13 protein-coding genes are annotated in these 19,083 nt (G+C 49.1%); 8 read left to right on the forward strand and 5 right to left on the reverse strand.

What is annotated here, in order from left to right; all coding sequences use genetic code 11:
• Positions 1 to 239 precede the first annotated feature (239 nt).
• Entirely contained in the window at positions 240 to 752 is a 513-nt protein-coding gene (locus ACWAU0_RS16370) for a hypothetical protein (RefSeq protein WP_458137286.1), read from the forward strand.
• A 180-nt stretch (positions 753 to 932) separates the two neighbouring features.
• On the opposite strand, the gene ACWAU0_RS16375 is transcribed toward ACWAU0_RS16370, so the two are convergent.
• The 5 genes from ACWAU0_RS16375 to ACWAU0_RS16395 all read right to left on the reverse strand — a co-directional run bounded on the left by ACWAU0_RS16375 (position 933) and on the right by ACWAU0_RS16395 (position 8,130).
• The gene (locus ACWAU0_RS16375) at positions 933 to 1,568 is read right to left on the reverse strand and encodes a hypothetical protein (RefSeq protein ID WP_458137287.1); all 636 of its coding nucleotides are present in this window, start codon (positions 1,566 to 1,568) and stop codon (positions 933 to 935) included.
• 238 nt (positions 1,569 to 1,806) lie between these two features.
• Positions 1,807 to 3,957, reverse strand: coding sequence for a c-type cytochrome (locus ACWAU0_RS16380; RefSeq protein ID WP_415880600.1), 2,151 nt, complete (start codon positions 3,955 to 3,957; stop codon positions 1,807 to 1,809).
• A 688-nt stretch (positions 3,958 to 4,645) separates the two neighbouring features.
• Positions 4,646 to 6,175: a tetratricopeptide repeat-containing sulfotransferase family protein gene (locus ACWAU0_RS16385; protein WP_458137288.1), complete on the reverse strand. Its 1,530-nt coding sequence runs from the start codon at positions 6,173 to 6,175 to the stop codon at positions 4,646 to 4,648.
• A 219-nt stretch (positions 6,176 to 6,394) separates the two neighbouring features.
• The gene (locus ACWAU0_RS16390; protein ID WP_458137289.1) at positions 6,395 to 7,210 is read right to left on the reverse strand and encodes a VPLPA-CTERM sorting domain-containing protein; all 816 of its coding nucleotides are present in this window, start codon (positions 7,208 to 7,210) and stop codon (positions 6,395 to 6,397) included.
• 62 nt (positions 7,211 to 7,272) lie between these two features.
• Entirely contained in the window at positions 7,273 to 8,130 is an 858-nt protein-coding gene (locus ACWAU0_RS16395) for a hypothetical protein (protein ID WP_523070808.1), read from the reverse strand.
• Between the two features lie 973 nt (positions 8,131 to 9,103).
• Between ACWAU0_RS16395 and ACWAU0_RS16400 the strand changes: the two genes are divergently transcribed.
• From ACWAU0_RS16400 to ACWAU0_RS16430, 7 genes are all read left to right on the forward strand, one after another.
• The gene (locus tag ACWAU0_RS16400) at positions 9,104 to 9,547 is read left to right on the forward strand and encodes a TlpA family protein disulfide reductase (protein WP_458139235.1); all 444 of its coding nucleotides are present in this window, start codon (positions 9,104 to 9,106) and stop codon (positions 9,545 to 9,547) included.
• 127 nt (positions 9,548 to 9,674) lie between these two features.
• Positions 9,675 to 9,788 carry a DUF4266 domain-containing protein gene (locus ACWAU0_RS16405; RefSeq protein ID WP_229427646.1) on the forward strand — a complete coding sequence of 38 codons (114 nt, stop codon included), beginning with the start codon at positions 9,675 to 9,677 and terminating at the stop codon, positions 9,786 to 9,788.
• A complete protein-coding gene (locus ACWAU0_RS16410) occupies positions 9,775 to 13,113 on the forward strand; it encodes a DUF3570 domain-containing protein (RefSeq protein ID WP_458137291.1) in 3,339 nt (1,112 codons plus the stop codon). The genes ACWAU0_RS16405 and ACWAU0_RS16410 overlap by 14 nt, the downstream gene beginning before the upstream one ends.
• 421 nt (positions 13,114 to 13,534) lie before the next feature.
• The gene (locus ACWAU0_RS16415; protein ID WP_033156544.1) at positions 13,535 to 14,332 is read left to right on the forward strand and encodes a hypothetical protein; all 798 of its coding nucleotides are present in this window, start codon (positions 13,535 to 13,537) and stop codon (positions 14,330 to 14,332) included.
• A 624-nt stretch (positions 14,333 to 14,956) separates the two neighbouring features.
• A complete protein-coding gene (locus ACWAU0_RS16420) occupies positions 14,957 to 15,874 on the forward strand; it encodes a hypothetical protein (protein WP_129871381.1) in 918 nt (305 codons plus the stop codon).
• Positions 15,875 to 16,144: 270 nt separating this feature from the next.
• Complete coding sequence (locus ACWAU0_RS16425) at positions 16,145 to 18,262, forward strand: cytochrome c peroxidase (protein WP_269468524.1); 2,118 nt, start codon at positions 16,145 to 16,147, stop codon at positions 18,260 to 18,262.
• Between the two features lie 96 nt (positions 18,263 to 18,358).
• Positions 18,359 to 19,081: a hypothetical protein gene (locus ACWAU0_RS16430; RefSeq protein ID WP_033156541.1), complete on the forward strand. Its 723-nt coding sequence runs from the start codon at positions 18,359 to 18,361 to the stop codon at positions 19,079 to 19,081.
• Positions 19,082 to 19,083 lie beyond the last annotated feature (2 nt).

Raw genomic sequence — 19,083 nt, forward strand, 5'->3', positions numbered from 1 at the left:
CAAAAGGCAAAAATTACTCGTAACGTGTCGGTAATATTTACACTTTGCAATTTTTGCGCTTATAACTTATTGAAAAAAAACATAATTAATTTTGGCATTGTATTTGCTTTATTCTGTATGGGTGGGTGTTTATATATCCACCCCCCTTCTTAGTTGGGATTGAGGAACAATTTTGACTAAGGAGTAAGGTGGTCAAAAGGATGACCAATTGTTAACGTTAATTTAAATGGGGAATATCCATGAAAACGCTTTTATCTTTAAAACTTTGGCTTGCTGTTTGCCTATTTGCGGTTTCGACTGTAAGTTCGGCAGGCATCATTTGGGAATCTACTGACGGCGATAGCAATTTTATCTCCTTCGGTTCCAGTTCATTCCCATTTACTTCAAGTGACACCTTCGGTATCTTTTCTGCTACCGCTGATCTGGCTATTGATGCACCTGTTTACACTTTTAACGGTGTAGGCACGTTTGCTTCTGCTAGCCCTTTCAAATTGGGTCTGTTGACAGCGAGCGGTTGGGTTAGCGAAGCTGGTAACTATGAATTGGGTGCCCCTAATACGTTCTTGTTGACCTTTGTAAAACCAGGCGTAGTCACCAGCAACTTGAGCTTTCTGTTTGGATTCGATCTGAAAGCTGCTGCGAATCAAGACCCTGTCACTAGTGTACCTCTCCCTGCATCGGTATGGTTTATGACAAGTGCTTTGATGGGCTTCCTGTATACCGGTCGTCGTAAAGCGGCCGTTCAAGCTTAAAATTTTTGAGCTTTTTAAACCGGATGGAGTCGTTCTCCATCCGGTTTTTTTATGTCTGTTGAAAATCTCCGAGTACCTTTAAATTCCCGCATGGCGGGAGCTTTTAAATCGCTTAGTGGATCATTGTGGCCGTTGAGCTCCCGTTTTCCCGGGAGCGACGATTGATAAATAAGTGAGCAATTAATGGTCTTTCTTCACTGCTTTTCTGCTTAAGAACACGCCAACAGCGCTACCGAATAACCAAATGGGTGCGGGCAGCGGAACTGGCTGAACAGAGCCTGACACGGGTTTAAACGACACTAATTTCAACAAATCGCCATTCAGAAAATCGTTGTTCGCCGCCAAGGTAAAGTAGCCGGAGCTGGTCGGCGCGGAGGAGCCGGCTTTGGCGTAAAGGTTAAACTCACCCGCGCCGCCGTCCCATCTAGCGCTTTTTCCCCAACCGCCACCTTGCGTCCACTGGCCTATCAATTGTTGGCTAAAGTTCAGTGTTTCGCCTGCGCTATCCCAGGTGGCAAAATCGAAATCCGTCATCTGAAATGTGCCGTTTCCCAAGCCTCCCGTGGCGTTGGACACGGTTAATGTGAAAGCCTTGATTGCGTCATTGTTGCTGAAATCGAGAAAAGCCGAGCCTGGATTGGGAATGAGTTGCTCATCCAGGCTGATAAGGCCTTGCGCAGTGGCGGCGTTTCCGAATTCTAAGCCGCTGTAATCGAGACTAAAAGTAACTATTGCGGCGTCGGCGTTGCCGGCTGCACATAATGGGATAAGTACGGTCAGGCCGGTTTTTAAAAATTTGTTGAGTTGCTTATTCATCGTTGTTCTGGTTCATATTGAAAAGGAGACCACTCTGGTCCGGTGGGTAGGGCTTTACCGGGCGAGTCGGTTTTGCTAATCCAGCCTTTAAATTCCCTGGCGTTGCTACGCCCGTAAAAACGGGAATCCGGTTCCTCTCCTGTGCGTCGGCTAGCGCAGGAGAGGCTTTGTTTAAAGCTTAGGCTAACAGCTTGCCGAAATGCCGGGACTGGAACATGTCCGTCCCGGCCCGCAGATGCTAACCGCCGCTGACTATCATGCTTCGTGCCTGATTCTTTAGATTGATCGCGTTTTGCATGAGCGTTGTGCGGTTTGGATAAAGCTTGTTCGTTGCCTGTGTTTCGTAATAGAGCGCTTGCTGCAGTTTGTCTAACGCATCCGGATAGGGATTAATGACAGCTTCCTTAAGTACGTCGATAGCGTCCTGAGTATCGGCAATCGCCAGTTTTAAGGTTTTGACACTTTGGTCACCGTTCAACGTAATCGCTTTTTGATCCAAAAGATTGGAGCTGCGGATGTTTTCCAGCACGTTGATGGAGCGCAGGAACAAGGCAACGGCAATCACTTGCGACGAATCCAGTTTGCCTTGGCGGTTGGCTTTGCTTGAGGTGAATGCGCCCGGCGAACTGTTAAATGCATCCGAGCTGTAAAACGCTACGGTCTCTTCCAGCGTGGTCACGCTGTTGTTGTGAAAGAACGGCGCGGTATCGGCGGCTTCGATCAGCGATGGCGTGTTAAAACGATTCAATCCCTGATGTCCCGCTGGGCGCGTCGTGGTGCCAGCCGGCGCCACGCTGCCGTCGCTATAACAAGTCTGATCGAAATTTGGACCGCAATCGGTTTGTAGCGTTTGTCCGAAACCACCATCGTAGGCCAGATTTGGATCGGCCAAATGATGCAATTGGTCGCGCATGCGCTCGACGCCGGTGTCCCGGGTAGGATTGGCGTTGGTGGTGGAACTGATGCCACCGGCGTTGGAATGGCAGCCGTTGCAGTTGCCGGTAGTGCCGAATAGCACCGTACCATCCGCAAGTTTGGGATTGTTTTTGGTGTTGAACAACAGCAAGCCGTTTTGCACCAGCGGCGACTTGAAATACATATTGGCAAGATTGATTTCTTCACTGCGGCCCAGAGACAGCATATAAGCTTCCAACGCATCCAGCTCGGCTTCGGTAGGCAATCTAAAGTCGATGTTTTCAGCGCGAATCAGGGTTTTTGGCAAATGCTGTTTAATGGCCCCCTTGGCGAAATCTCGCAGCGACCCGCCGTCGGGGGCGCCGTCTCCAGACCAACCGATAGCATGCGTATGCGTACCGGATTGCTGCGCTTCGGGGTCGTGAGCGTTGAAATAATCCGTATCCTGAGTGAATTCGCCGTTGCCGTAACCTGGGTTGATGGTTTTTTCGAAGGTCAGGGTGTTGGCAATACCTAGCAGATGCGAGGAGCTACGCATGACTGGCGGCCTATCGAAGCCATCGACATTGGCCACGAACAAACCAAATTGTCTGAGCAGCGCCGGTTTTTCCAGATCGGCCAATACCGGATTGGTCTCGGCTACAAATAGCGGGTCGGTTTTCGGCAGTTTGGCAATGTAGCTGGGATCGATGGTGTGGTTGTTGTCCGGCCTGTGGCAAGTGGCGCAAGTACGGCCGTTGCCGTTAAAGGTTTGTTCGGTAAACAGCTGTTGCCCGGTGGCGATCAGTTGCGTCAGTTGTTCGGGCGAGGTGGCCGCCGACGAAGTTACTGCGGCTTGCGCGGTTTTGGGCAATAAAAATTCGAACGCCGCTTGTGCGGGGCGGGCGTTCTCTTCTGCCGTTACGGCGCCTATGGTTGCCGCCGGCCAATAGCGTTCGGTGTAATACAGCCGTTGCAGCAAGCTTGGTGAGCCGAATAACAGGCCGCCGGTTTGCGGTGTCTCTCCGGCTTTGGCAATCGCGACGGCATCCATCGTAAAGCCGGTGAAGCGGTCGCGGTCCAATTGGGTTGTCAGTAAATGTTTATCTTCATGAGCCGACAATGGGCCAATTTTGATTGCTTTATCGTTTAGGTTATTGCCGGATTTGTGATTATCCAGCAGCCACACATCGTATTGTTCTTGATTGGATAAGCCGCTGACCGCCACGCTTAATTGGCCATTCAGCAGATTCAATGCCGCTTCACCATTGGCAGCGGTAAATTGCCGAGATTGTGCTCGCGAAAAGCCCAGGCCGACACGCAAAACCTCCAGGTTTCCTTGTTGTTCGTGTGCGGTTTTCCAGCGTTCGTATACTTTACTTAAGGCATCGACATTGCCGTGGCCGGTGAAGGGGGCTTCCGGTTTGGGGGTAAGAGCATAGCCCAAGGCGATGGCGGCGACAAAAGCCAAGGGAATTTTTAATTGTTTTTTCATGCTTATAATCCTGGGTTGAGCTAAATAAGGCTGATGCGGCGGACAACGACGGGATTTGATAGAAAGCACGGTTCCGGATGTTTCTGATCATGGTAACCAATTAAATTGTGTTCCAGCGCGGCATCCCCCAGGCCAAAGCAATAGCCATGCCCGAATGTGTTTTATTGTAATCTTGTTGAAAAAACTTATATAAATCAATGATAAGAATTTATTTGATGCTGATTTTTTTCAGCTGAGAACAAGCTTCTTCGGGTCGCTAGATGATTTTTTCGATATGTCAAATTTCTAGCTTTTGGATAAGTGTGTCATATGCCCTATCTATGCGTTATATGACATAGTCATTTAGATTGCCGGCGCTAAAAGTGCTGTAAGTTTTCGCTAGAGGGTATGTTTTAGAGGCTTTTGTTGGGAAATATTTTTTTGTTCTGCAAATTCCGGCATTATTTATCCGGTTTTGGGGGGTGAGCTCTTCCGGTGGACGAGTTTTGGCTATTTAGCGTGTCGGAAATTGGGTTATTTACCTTAAATTGCAGACTATCGAGGCCTTGCGGTCGGACTGAGTGGCTTGCGACGTAACTGTGTTCAGTTGATGTGGATCGGCTGTTCTAGGTTAATGGCTGGCAAAACCAATCGCTTTGAGTAGGCCGGGTTCCGGGATATGAATCCCGTCCCCAGTGCTCAATTAAAACTAATTTTCGTAGCCAAACTCGTTTATAAATGGTTGCAGTTCAGGCAGGATGGAAGTGTATTCCGCCCGATAACGCTGCCATCGGCCAACTGATGATGAATATAAAGGTTGCGCGACCTGGCTAAAACTAGGGCTGGCGATGTACTTGCCGGCTGCTTTTTTATGGAATTCAGTAACCCCAGGATCCCACTCCAAACCAATAAAATCAAATACCTTTCGGAATGCCGGTTCGAAATCAAATACCGCGTCTTCGTATCGAAACTCGATAAAACCCATCGTTAGTTTGGGTTTGATAGTCAGCCACCAGTCCATGACTTGCGCATAAAACCGCGCAGTGCTTTCCCAGCTTAGCAATTGCACCGTTGATGGCGTCGGCAACATGGTTTGCATGAAGCAACTCAAGCAAACGTCACGCGGGTCGCGCAACAAAAATACCAGCTTGGCGTCCGGGAAAATGCAGTTGATCAAGCCCAGATCGATGGTGTTCATCGTGGTTTTATCCAGCAATAATCGGGTGCCGATCTTATCGCCATACAAGGCGCGGGCCCGGTGCCAGTAAAACGCACGTAAGTGCAGCACGCCTGCTAAATCGAGCTTGCGTAGTTGCTCGGCAACGCTACCTTGTCCATTCGATATTCGCTTAAGTTCCTTCGCCATCGAGATAACCAAGTCGGTTTCGTCAGCGACAAAAATTTCCGGATGGGCGGCCAGCACTTCTTGGGTCAGGGTAGTGCCGGTGCGCATAAAACCCAACAGAAAAACCGGTGCGGGTTGGTCGGTGGGGAATTCGGTATTGGCCCAGCGACCGAGTAGTTCGCTATCAAATTCCGTCTTATGCGTTGCTAGCATTTTTGGCACTAAACCGGCGTCTTGGCGTTTTACTTCCGCCAGACGCGGTGCCTGTTCGGCAGCCGCATGCAAATGCGGGAAAACCCGTTCATATTCTCCAAGCTTGTCCAGGATGCGGGCCAACTCTTTATGGGCCCGGAACCTTTCTTCGGTGGTCAATAAGGCATTTTGCAATACCTTTTCCAAACGTTGTTTGGCTTCTTGGTTCAGGCCATCGGCAGCTTCCAGAGTGGCGAGTAATATCGCCAATACTGCGCTGTTCGGCGCCAATTTCAATGCTTGTCTACCGGCTGCGAGGGCGAGTTTTTTTTGATTTAAACGAGAATAGGTCAAGGCCAGCAATTGATAGCCGCGCAATTGCCCCGGATTGATTTGCACGGCTTGTTTGCATAGCGCCAGTGCACCGGGAAAATCGTTCCAATACTGCAATTGGTCGACCATATCCAGAGCCAGGCCGATGTCGCGGCTTTTTCGGGATTTTTTTAAAAGCAGCTGCCCGGACTGATGAAGGTGCGCCAAGCCTTCCTCGCGCTGCCCCAGCCAGCATAGCGATTGTCCCAAGCAGGCCTTGATTTGCGGATCTTTAGGGCTTTCCGCCGCTGCCTTGGTAAACCATACCACCGCTTCGCTGAAATTTTTTTGTTGGACGGCGGCTTGGCCGAGTTGCATGAATGGGGTCATGGTGTTTATCGCTATAAAATCGAATGACAGTTGTCTGCGGGGGCGTTTTTATTGTTAAGCGAAGTTGCAAAACTCGCTTAAATCAATTACGTGAGGTGCTTTAGGGGATTGCGGTTTGCTGTAATTTGTCTTGGCCTCCTGCCGCTGGGGTTTCAATAGGTTATTGACGCTGATTATATCTCAGCCGTGCCAGCTATTATCAGCTGGTTGTGAGCATACTTAGCGTGATGTTGGCTGCCGGTTTTTTCTGGCAATCGAAATCAAGCCTAACAGTCCGCTGCCGAGTATCCAACTCGCGGCGGGAAGGGGTACTGCTGTTGGTGCATCTACGGCAATATCGTCAATTTGCACTTTGAATTCCGCGCCGATTTCGATTATATCCTCAACGCTTTGCGCGCCATGGAAATGTATCCAGACCGCCGCGACACTCGCAAAGTCTCGATTCAGTGCCAGCGTTCCGGAAAAGCCATTTTCAACTGTCTGATAGGCTACTCGGTTGCTATAGTGGGTGCCGTCGCCATTGGTCAAATCCGGGTTCAAGGCGCTGCTTAGCCCTATGATTTCGTAAAAATGAATTGCCGGATCAAAATTTTCCGGTATTGGCGTTCCGCCGGCATAAGGATTTCCTTCAGCGGCGTAAGGTGCTTTGAATTGTATGCTGTGCAGACTAAACGCGATCGAGTCTAGGGCTCTTATATAGATACCCGGTGCATCAGCATGGTAAGACACCTCGGAATCCGTCACGGAATTCAGTGCATGTAGATGCCCCCCGGTATTGATTGCTTCCGACAATGTGCCGACGACAAGACCATTCTGATAAATGCATGCCGTGGTATTGCAAGTGCCATCGGCGCCGGGGGCGGTGTTGGCGTGGCCGTAATAGGCGCCAACCGGTAGTACCGGATTCGGCGAAGCTCTATCGGGTTTTACGCCGAAGTCGACGAAGGTTGGGGCGGTGATCGCCGCGTCGGCATGACTACTTGCTGCAAGCATTGCTAACCAAATTACCGCTAAAGCCAGTTTTGCTTTATTCATAAATATCTCCAGGTTGGGGGAAGAGGGAGTTGTAAAAGATTTCACAAATGCCGATAGTCAAATTAAGCCTCACCTCGGTCACGGAGTTTTCCGGCAGCAGTCCACATGCCTGCGAGGCCGGTGATAAGTAGCCAAGCTGCGCTTGGAATCGGCACTGCCGTGGAAATATTGACGTTGTCTAATTGCATGCCGAAGCTGATTCCGATGTCCGGAACGCGGGGAAAGCCGTGGTAATGGATCCAGAAGGCATTGATATTTCGAAAGTCTTCGTTGAGCAGCAAATTGCCTTGGAAGCCATTAGCGACAGTTTGATACGCCACGCGCGTCGAGTAATTGGTGCCGTCGCTGGTCGCGCCGGCAAGGCCTGGATTCGCAGCGCTATTAAAACCCAGAATTTCCCAATATTCGTTGTCGCCTAGCAAGGCTGTGTCGTCGGGGCTAGAAGAAACTGGCTCGGGTACCAAGTACTGTCCGCCATTACCGTCATTGTAGGCGGAATAAGTTGGATTATCGCCGTAAATAGGGTTGCCGGCATTAATCGGGGCATAGAAGTCCATGCTATCTAGGCTAAAGGCGGAACTGTCTTTAGCCCTGATATATATGCCGGTGGAATCGGCATGGTATTGAGCGCGTTTGTTCCCGCTAACTGTCGCGCTATGAATATGTTCGCCGCCTCCCTCGTAAACCACTCCCACCAGAAAACCGTCCTCCTGGTAGCATGTGCCGTAAATAGCCGAGGGGCCTGGGCAGCCGCCTGTTGCAGGGTTTGCCGGAAGATCGGGTTTGCCGGCAGTTGCAGTACCTAAGGCGCTGAATCCAATCACGGTTGGTAAGGTGGGCGGCGCAATTGCTGCCAAGGACTGCGAACTCGCCAGAATAAGGCTGCTGGTAGTCAGGCAGCGAAATATCGATTTCTGCATAGTGATTTTTTCCTTGAAAAGTTTTAGAGGCATGAAAATCAAAGAACATGCCTGTCCTTGATGTGTTTTAAGGCTAGAGCTCAGTGGAATCAAACAGTGGGTCATAGGTCGCACCGTAGGATAGGCAATACGTCAAAAGCTGCCGCAATATCCGTACCATGATCGTTAGACATTTCGTCGGCCACAATCTTATAAACGGCTGAATCAGGGGTCGGCTGAGGGCGTGAGGTGATTCAGCCAGAAAAGGTTTGAAAGGATAATAATTAAACTATGTTATATAGCTACGTATCGGCGTAATTGCGGGTGATTACTAGTATTTTAGGCTTTTTATCTAACGTATAAACCGGTATGCCAGGCAAGTTTAAACTAGAACCCAAATAATCCATTCGCCAGAAATACACCGAATTCTGACGATTTCTAATAGATGCCATTAGAGTAACTTGTTGATATTAGGGCGATTCAGCCTCTAATGGACAATCTGGGTTGAATGCAGAGCTCAATGTCTGCAAATGAACGTTATTCGAATTGCTGATTGCGCATATTCGAACGTATTAAAACCGTACAGCATCTCGGGGGCGGTTCCGATAGGAACACCGCAATGCTTTGATTTTGCTGGTTTACTTGGCAGATTGTTACGGTTTTTAACGAACTTCGACATGCGTATTTGTAACATGTCCACGTGCCGCAACCGGACCGGTTGCCTGGTTTTTAGAGTTTTATAATTCGCAATATTATTTGTGGCATATTACTTGCTTTAAATTGGGTGTAGCAGCAAGCATGAGCTTGGCTTATCTTGAAAGATGTCGATTGTGTATTGCTTGCAAAAGTAGTCCGTAGTCTTTTCCTGGGCCGGGAGGCGTTGGTTGTGACTGCAGGTTCAAAAAACTAAACGGCAATAACAGCAACATTATAGACATCCCAGACCATGAAATTAAAAGTTGTAGCAGCGTTTTGCCTCATAGCCCATTGCAGTATGGTGTTGTCCGCAGAGATAGGAAGTTCGGTGCCGAGTTGCCCCGCAACTAGCGCAGATAGGACTAATCGGCTAGATATTTCCGCTTACAAGGGCAAAGTGTTATTGATAGATTTTTGGGCGACCTGGTGCGGCCCGTGCCGAAAAGCGATGCCATTTTTGAACGGATTACGTAATGAACAACTCAAGGACGGCTTTGAAGTGATAGGAATTAATGTCGATGAAGACATCGAGGCTGCGCAAGAATACTTGAAGTCCGCCGCAGTCGACTATCCGATGTCGTTTAATCCAGAAGGCGACTGTCCGCGCATTTTCGGAGTAACAGCCATGCCGTCATCATTTATCGTCGATAAACAAGGCAGAATTCGGATGATTCATTTGGGCTTTCGCGACGAAGACAGAGAAGGGTTGCGCAAGCAGATTACCCAGTTATTGAGCGAATAAGATGTTGTTGGATAACAATCGGATTGTTTCGCTTATATGCAAAGGGCTAGCTCTGAGTGTATTGACTCAATGTTTTGGCTGTAGCGCCGTGTCTCCTTGGGAAAGAGGTAATCTTGCCAAAGACGAAATGGCGATCACACCGCATCCAAACAGGGAAGCTTTTCGAGATCATATTTTTACCAGCAAGGAAGCCTCGCAGGGTGGACACGGCGGTTCGGGAGGCGGCTGTGGCTGCAACTAAGCTCGAAAAAAACAAGGTTTTAGCTGCGCTGACATCTGCAGCGTTAGGATTGCCCGGGCTGGATAGTCATGCGGCAACGCCGACGACTCAGGCCGAGGCCAATGCGCAGTACGGCTATTATCAGGAAAGCGATAACCGAATGCGCGTAGAGGTATATCACGGCGATTTTGTGATTCCAATGTCGGATCGCCTGGAGTTTACCTTCAGCGTGGATCGGGATACATACAGTGGGGCGACGCCGTCGTTCAGCATGCCCGAGGTGATGACTAACCAAACGAAAATAGATCAAAACCAGAACCGTGCCGATGTGATTTCGGCTGCCTCTGGCGGAGTAGATCCGACCAAGTTGGCCGGATATCAAGGTGTAATGTCATTTAAAGAACCATTCGAAGCCTATACTGCCATAGGATCCCAAAGCCAACAGCTCGAATTGAATTTAATCCAGCAGGGTACCGCTGCTATAACGGCGAATACCGATCAACTGCTTACCCAGTATCAAGCTGCTAATCCAGCACCCGGTTTTCCGGCGGGTTGGGGACAGACTATTTCCAGCGCAGTTACTATCGATTTTCAGGGAGTAAACGCGGCTGTTTACGGTAAGGCTGATACCAATACTGGCGGGTTCTGCCCGGGTGGAGCGGGGTGTTATCAACAAAATGGCATTGTAGTCGGCACAATTACCGATCCTCTAAACCCCGACGGGCATCTCCATCGACAAGGCACAATTGCGGATCGTGAAATCCAATACCATGCCGACTCATCGGGCATTTATATCCGAGAATTGGATGGTAAGGCTTTTCGCGCTGCAAATATGTTTTTTAACAGTCTGCAAGCAAATGGCTCAGGCGTTAATGATGTCTGGGAAATCCTCGGTTTTAATTCGGCAGTGAATCAAAACTTGAGCACGGGTGATGGCGCAAATTACGCGAATCGAGTGGCTTATCAACAAGTTGCCACCAACCATACCGGCATTTTGGCTCTTGATTCATCGTTCTCGAATATTAATGCGCTGTGGATTCATTACAAGGGTTATATACAAGATGTGACAAATTCAGGCGCTGATTTTGAGCTGAGGGTTGACGACATCAATCTTGCGCCAGCGCAATTTGCCAACGCAACACCGGAACAAATTGCATGGCTGCAGGCCTATAGTGCATATCAGAGCAGTCTTGAAACGGCGTCTGCATCTCAGCGACAAGCTATTATTGATAATGCGGCTGCACAAAAGGCGGCATTCGAAAAGAGCGCCTTAATCAGTATATACCGCAATTTTCTGAACCAAGTTGTCCCGCCCAACACTCGGGTCAAGCAAACGTTCCAGACTCAGCCGCAAGAAACCCGCACGCAACCCGTATTCGGCGCCAAATATTATTTCGATGACGCTACTTTGGGGGTTTCCGGCGGTCAATCGAACGAGCCCGATTTCAACTCAAACTTCGGTTCGGTTAATTTCTCGCAGGAGTTTAATAACAAACTTACCACTGTTTCGGCTGGTTATAGTTACACCCATAATGATGTTATGCGAAGCGGTGGTGGGCACAGCGATCATCATTCACAAGATCCGGGTCACAATCCGGCGATTTATCCTGAGCTTGATGAGTCTAGTGAGTCCAATGGGTTCAATCTTGGTCTGTCCCAAGTGCTTAATAAGAATGCATTATTGCAACTTTCGGCCAACTACACCCGGCAAAGCGGATACCTTAGCAACCCTTATAAATATGTGTACGTACGTGGCGAAGTTACTGCCGAAGAATATTATGAGATGTTTAATTCGCCGGAAACCGTAAACTGGAGTGGCATTACAAATCTGGAAATTGTCGGTATCGATTTATTCCGAGAAGTTCGTCCAAATCTGAGGAATCAATTTTCTTTCTCTACCCGGCTGAATCAATATATCCCGGCGGTCGACGCCGCTTTGCACATGGATTATCGTTATTTTCGGGATGACTGGGGCATTGATTCCCACACTATGGAAATGAAGTGGCTGCAAAAACTGCCTTTCGGTCTCACTGTTACGCCTAGTCTGCGCTATTACTCGCAATCCCAGGCCGATTTTTTCGCGCCGTATTTTTTGGCGCCACGCGCCGACGGGATGTATTCCAGCGATTTCCGCCTTTCCGGCTATGGAGCCCTGAGCGGCGGTGTTACCGTAGCCAAGCAGTTTAATCGTGGTATCAAACTGGAATTGGGCATGGAGTATTACACCCATCAAGGTAATCTGAAATTGGGTGGGGGTGGCGAAAGTGATTACGCCGATTTTAGTTATTGGATGGCGCATGCAGGACTCAATATCGCGCTATCGGCGCCGGGACAAATTTTCGGCGGTGGCGCCGGCGATCACCATCATCATCACCATAATCACGGCGCATCGGCACCGGCTGGTGTGATGTTCGCGCATATGATGAATAGTGCGGACGACATCATGGTAGGTTACCGATACATGTACGCCAATCAGTCCGGTGGTATGTATCAAGGCTCGCATGCCGCCGGTGACAGCGCTGTGTTGAATTATGCTTGCGGTACAACCAGCTGTATCTCGAGGCCGACCGAAATGGGTATGCACATGCATATGCTTGATTTGATGTACGCACCTACTGATTGGCTGAATCTGATGCTGATGCCGCAGTTGATGGATATGAACATGAGCCTGGAACAATTGCCGGGGGCGGTTGCAGAGACTGCACACGGGTCCGGGCACGAAAGTCACGGTTTAGGTGACACGCTGATGGTGGCGATGGTCAAGGTGTTCGATGCGCCCGGTCATCATGTGCATGCCGGTGTGGGCGTTAGTGCGCCTAGCGGCGATGTGGACGTGACGCTGGATGGTAGAGACGAGCCGGACAGCGAGTTACAAGATTACGGCATGCAACTTGGTAGCGGTACCTGGGACTTCAAGCCGAGTTTAACTTATACCGGTCAAATTGGCGATTGGAGTTGGGGTGCTCAACTTAGCGGTACCAAGCGTTTACAGGACCGAAATCCATCGGGTTACGCCTTGGGTGACATGTTTCAGGCCACAGCTTGGGGTGGCTATAGCGTGTCCACTTGGCTCTCGGCCACGTTGCGCGGTATTTATACCGACCAGGGCAAAATACGCGGTGCGTTTAATCGAATAAGCTCTTCGGGTGCGACGGTTGACAGTCCAGCCAACTACGGCGGTAAATTCTGGGATGTTGGCTTCGGTCTAAATCTGAACGTGCCGGATGGTGCGATGGCAGGTCACAACTTTAGTGTGGAATGGCAGCAGCCTGTCGCCGACAAATTTAACGGTTTCCAGCTGGAGCGCGAAGGTGTGTTGTCGGCTACTTGGAATTATGCGTTTTAGAAAGGCCTGGTATTTTGCCACTCAGCAAATATGTAAGTGCTTTGCCTCGGTTTTTCAGAAAATAAGTGATATGGCTCAATTATTCGATTTTTTCGCCAGAGCGAAAGCCGTGGAGCCCGCAGAACATATGATTTCCTAAGGATGGCATGATAACTGCTCTAGCTTTGTCGGGAAATCTGTTAGCTAAGCCCGCTTTCTAGGCGGAATTCCCTGATGCAAGTGCTGAACAAATCGTCGTACACCTCAAGAATTCGGTAAGCCAGGTTTTAGCCTCCCATGGATTGCCGTTGGTGGAGTGGAAAATAGATTTGACCAGCGCTTTTGAATGTAAATGTCCAATCCCCCGAAATCCGGACATTCAAACTGAATGACAGGCCATCGGTCTGTTGCGTAATGATTTTATCTGATGGAGATTTTATCGATGATGAACAAAGCTTTTACACTCAAGACCTTGGGTGGTTTATTTTTGGTTGGCACGGCGGCTTTAGCGACTAATGCTGAAGCGGCGACTGTCGATTTCCAAGGAATGACAGCGGCTACTTATGGTAACGCCAATGAAACAACTGGCGCTTTTATCGGTGGCTGTCCAGATGCCAATTGCTTCGCTCAAAACGGTATCGTAGTGGGTACTGTGGGCGATCCTACTGATTCCGGCGCTCATTATCATCGTCAAGGTACTTCAGGTGATCGCGAAGCGCAGTACCATCCGGATTCCACAGGTCTCTATGTGCGTATGGCTGATCTTTCCAACTTCAGCCTGCAAAATATTTACCTGAACGTAACCAATGGCGAGGCGGGTGGCAATTTCGTGCTGTACGGTTACAGCAATGCTATCAACAACGGCTTGTTGACTGTTGCCGGCGGAACGAGTGGCGGTGCCGGTTCAAGCAGTGACCCGGAAGGCGGTAATACTGCACCTATCGCTAGCTATGTCGTAGCTAACGATGGTACTTTCGATCAGAACGTCACTTTAAGTGACCTGTTGGCTGCCGATTCCGATTGGGGTGATATAGGTGCGTTCTGGCTGACTTTCCAGGGCTTTAATCATAGCCCAACTGTAAACTATGCTTTGGGCAGTTATCCGGACTGGGATATTCGTATTGACGATATCACTCTGGATGCGCCTGTTTCAAGTGTGCCGGTGCCTGGCGCGGTATGGTTGTTCGGTTCCGCTTTGTTGGGCATGATTGCGCAAGGCCGCAGAAAAGCCATGATTTAAGCTGGTTATTTGAAATTCTGCTTGAACTGAAGGGCAAGGCGAGTTCGTCTTGCCCTTCTTTGTTTGTAGCGGAATGGAAGTGGTGGCTATAAATTAGTCCCTGAAAATGGCTTGCTCGCCATTACCTGAATAGCTCGAAAATAGGGTAAATGCCAGTAAATCTATGCTGTATATAACATAGATTAATTTATGGAACATTTACGACCAACAACGCGCCTGTTGGTAAAAAGTAAATTAGACCAAAGTCTTATAATTGTCGCGTCGACTGTGAAAAATATGAAGTCTAATTCGCAAAGGACGTTTTTTGGTCCGCTATCGATCTAACCAAAAACGGCATTATTTTGTTCACAAGTGACTGACCATACTTTCGGTGTTGGTCTTGCATTCGCACCGGCCCTCTTTGGCGCCAATTCCCGTATTTAAATAAGTGATTTAACCTGTTTTTTCTTCCTGGGGTCTGATTATTGTTGGTTAAGGCGAGGCTTTATAAGGCTTTTCGCTATGGCATCGTTTTTGCTAATTCATCGGTTGATGCTTAGCGTAAGGGATCAACAATGACCTTTTTGTCATTAGCAGTCTAGTTCAGTAGTAACTTTTTAGGACATATTTTTTAGGATAAATCTGATGATAAGAAACACACTTGCCAAAGCTATTTCTTTAGCTATCGCTGGCGGCGCAATAACCCTCGCTGGCGTATCAAATGCTTCAGCCTCCACCACGATGTATAACACCAATAAGCCCATTACCAACGGTAATCCTACCGATGCGGCGGCCTTATCTACCGACGGCTGGACTCGCAATAACAATAGTACTAATACCGGAACCCCTTTGCCTTGGTTGGGAACAGTTGGTGCGGTAAGGCCGTTTGGCTACGAAGGCTTGTCGATTGCGAACTGGGCGGCGCATGTTACGGCTGCGGGAGATTCTTTGGAGATTTCGCAAGCCGATGCCGCGACGCGCTACGGGACTGCATGGGGTCCAGTGGCGGGTACAACGTACTTGGCTAATATCGATACAGCTAAAGGCGCTTGGTTCGATGGCTCTACCGGCTGGGCGCACAATACCGATATAGGCTTGTTCAAATCCGACGTTACCACCGAAGTATCCATCAGGTTAACGCCACTGTTTAATGTTTCCGAGCCCGATAAGTCGTGGAGCAATTTTGGTGTTACGGTTTTTACCGGCATGGATACGGATACATCCAAGGCTACAACCCCCAACTATAGTCACCATGCGGGTTGGAACGAGACCAGTTTTACTGCGGACAACCCCATGGGCACCACCGGCCTAACCTATTTGACGCATGACGCGACCGTAGACGCTACGAACGCATTGGTGTTTACCGCAGTTGCCGGACAGGTTTATTCAATATATCTGGGTGGTAACTCGGGAGAAGGTAACTTTAACCCGCACGCTGGGTATCGATTGAATCTTAGCACTGCCGCTCCCGTCCCGTTGCCTGGTGCTGTTTGGCTATTTGGTAGTGCTTTAGTCGGTTTGCTGGGCTTTGGTAAGCGCAATTCGAGTAAGTTTTCACGGTAAACGCTACTGTTGCAAGAGTGAATTCGCCGCTCTTGCAACGAGACTTGGCGACTTGGCGAGTTGGCTGTTGGTGGCAATGTTGCGGCATACTTGATCAAGCGACGGATAGGATTAATTTAGAGGCAAAAAATGAGATTAACCGATATTGTTATTATGTGTTGTTTGCTCGTGTCGCAGGCAGCAGTTGCCCATGGGCCTATGCCTATGCCGCTGCAACGTGTGCCGGTTCCGCCCGTGCCGGGACTTACCGATGGTCCAAATCCAATTGTTGTGGACAAGAATAAAGCGATCGCTTTAGGTAAAGCGTTATTTTGGGATGTCAATGTCGGCAGCGATGGCATGGCTTGCGGCTCTTGTCATTTCCATGCCGGCGCGGATAGCCGCGTCAAAAATCAAATCAATCCTGGTCAAAAAAGTACTCAGCCCAGCGGGCAGACCTTCGAAGCGTTGCCAACCGGCTTGGGTGGTCCCAATCACGAACTCAGCGTTGCCGACTTTCCGCTACGTCGATATAGCGATCCGCTAAATTCAGCGAGTCAGGTCACCTTTAATTCCGACGATGTAGTGTCTTCGGCAGGTACTTTTAGCGGAACCTTCATTAGTGCACCACAGTTTAGTGGCAATAACGATCAATGCGGCAGAGGCGCTGATCCGGTGTTTCACGTGAATGGTATTGGGACGCGGCGGGTTGAGCCGCGTAACGCGCCAACCGTGATCAACGCGGTTTTTAATCATCGCAATTTTTGGGACGGCAGAGCCAATAACGTGTTTAACGGCAGTAGTCCATGGGGCGACCGTGACCCAACGGCCGGTGTCTGGGAGAAAGTCAATGCGCGGAATGTTCAAAAATCACGTTTACATTTGGTCAATTCTTCATTGGCCTCTCTTGCGGTTGCTCCGCCTTTGAGTGATTCGGAAATGGGATGCCGGCAGCGAGTTTGGCCCGATATCGGAAGAAAACTATTGTTAAGGCAGCCGCTGCAGAACCAAAAGGTTCACAACGAAGATAGCGTGCTTGGTCCGTATAGTTTAAGCAGCGCTGGAAATTTGCGGCCCGGCCTAAATACCACTTATAAAGCACTAATCAAGCAAGCTTTTAATCAGAAATACTGGTCCTACAGCGGTATCGGTCCTTTCGGGGGGCGTCAGGGACAAGTACCTTACGACCAAATGGAAGCCAATTTTTCGATGTTTTTCGGTATCGCATTACAGTTATACCAAGGCACGTTAATTTCGGACCAGGCCCCAATCGATTTGACCGCACGCGATCCCGATAGCTTGGAGCCTATTTGGACTAACTTAGGGTACGATCAGGAAAAAATTGATACCCTGACACGCGGGTTTGAGGCTTTTACCGGCAACCATTGTCAACTGTGCCATGGGGGGCCGACCTTAAGCATTGCCGCGGTAGCTACCAATGCCAGTTTGGTGACGCCTACGCCGGGCATGAATTACGGACCGCTTAGTCAACCCATTCCTTACGGTCCGAATGCTATCGGTGACGGTGACGGCGGCAGAATCGGCGGTATCACACCAGCCGCGAATGTTGTGACTCGGGACACTACTCGAAATGGCGCTACCAGCTATTACAAATTGATGGACTTAGGTTTTGCCAACACTGGCGTAGCGGACCCGGACTCTGATGTGGGTGTTGATGGCGTGGACGATTTTGGTAATCCTTTGTCATTTACCAAGCAATATGTCCAATACTTGCTCGATAATCCAGCTGGTGTGCTGGATTCGGGAGTCTCGACTTTGCAAGCCTGTGACTTCATTAAAGCTTTGGCGGATAACGCGATACCGTTTTCTCGTTGGTTTGGCGTAGCTGATGGAATTATCGCAGATGGTAGCAAAGAAGGGCTGCTGCGAAACCAAAACTGTACCGTTGCCAGCTCGGCCTACATTCCCACAGCCGCTGCGGCTTTAGCGAACTTGACGACAGAAAAAATGAGTATTGCCACCAAGGCTGCGTTTAAAGTCCCAACTTTACGTAACATTGAATTGACTGGGCCCTATATGCACAACGGCAGTATGTCTACTTTGGAGCAAGTCCTTGAGTTTTATTCCAGAAAGGGTAACTTCAACAATGATAACAAGCATATCGTTGTCAATCAGATCGCTCTGTCCGGCCAGCCCGCATCGATACGAGCCGATTTGATTGAGTTTCTGAAAACGCTCACCGATGAACGAGTTCGCTACGACAAAGCACCGTTCGATCATCCTGAAATTGTCGTGCCGCACGGACATGCCGGGGACAATGTCGCCGTGACTCCAGGTAATCCATTGAACAGCAATCTGGCGATAGAAGAAACCATGACCATACCGGCAGTGGGGGCGAATGGTTTGCAAGACCCGATTCGGCCTTTCGATACTTACTTGGCACCTTAGCTGTATGTAAACAAGGTGTTAAAGATGTGGGCTGGGGCGATCAGATTTTGCGCTAGCCCACATTCAATTTGAACTTTAGATTTTAGGATTCTCAACATGGGATTTGCAAATAACGGAAGCGCTAGATTTTTTTACCCGACGGTAGTCGCAATATTGTCGGTGTTTTACGGGCAGCAGGCTCATGCGGTAAGCGTATTTAGTAATTATGCCACGCTCACTTACAGTCTTTCTTCGAGCGCTGACGGACTCGATATCGACGGATCTTTTGAAATGTTGGGTAGTCCGGACTCTTTCTTGATCGCCGACAATGGTACGGTTACGCCAAGCCACGGTGCCGGTTTGTTTCCTTTAACTCTGGACACACCCTTAAGCTTTTCTGTGAGCGGTCAAGACAATGCCGGTGAGTTTAAGTCGCAGCATTACGGTGTATTCAGTTTGAATTTTTTTAATTCCAGCACGGCTGTAATCAATGTGGATTTAACGCTGAACTATATACTTCATGCCGCAGTTGCCGGTGAGGCTGCCGACAGCGATGTCTATCTTGATTATTACAACTCAGACTACACTTTTAATGGTTTCGATAGCCTTAACGCCACGCTTTCAGTGCCTTTTTCCGAGCAGTTTACGGTCAATGGCAGTTCCGGAGTATTTAGTTTTTCACTCAATCCCGGTGAATCGGAAACGCTTTCGGCTGACGTTAAAATTGCGAGTACTATGCTGGCTGCACCAGTGCCATTACCCGCTGCGGTTTGGTCGTTTTTAGTAGGCTTGCTAGGAATTTTGGGTTTTAAAAAACGTAAACAGCCCACGATTGCTTAAAG

Source organism: Methylomonas sp. Uni0009 (assembly GCF_054188105.3).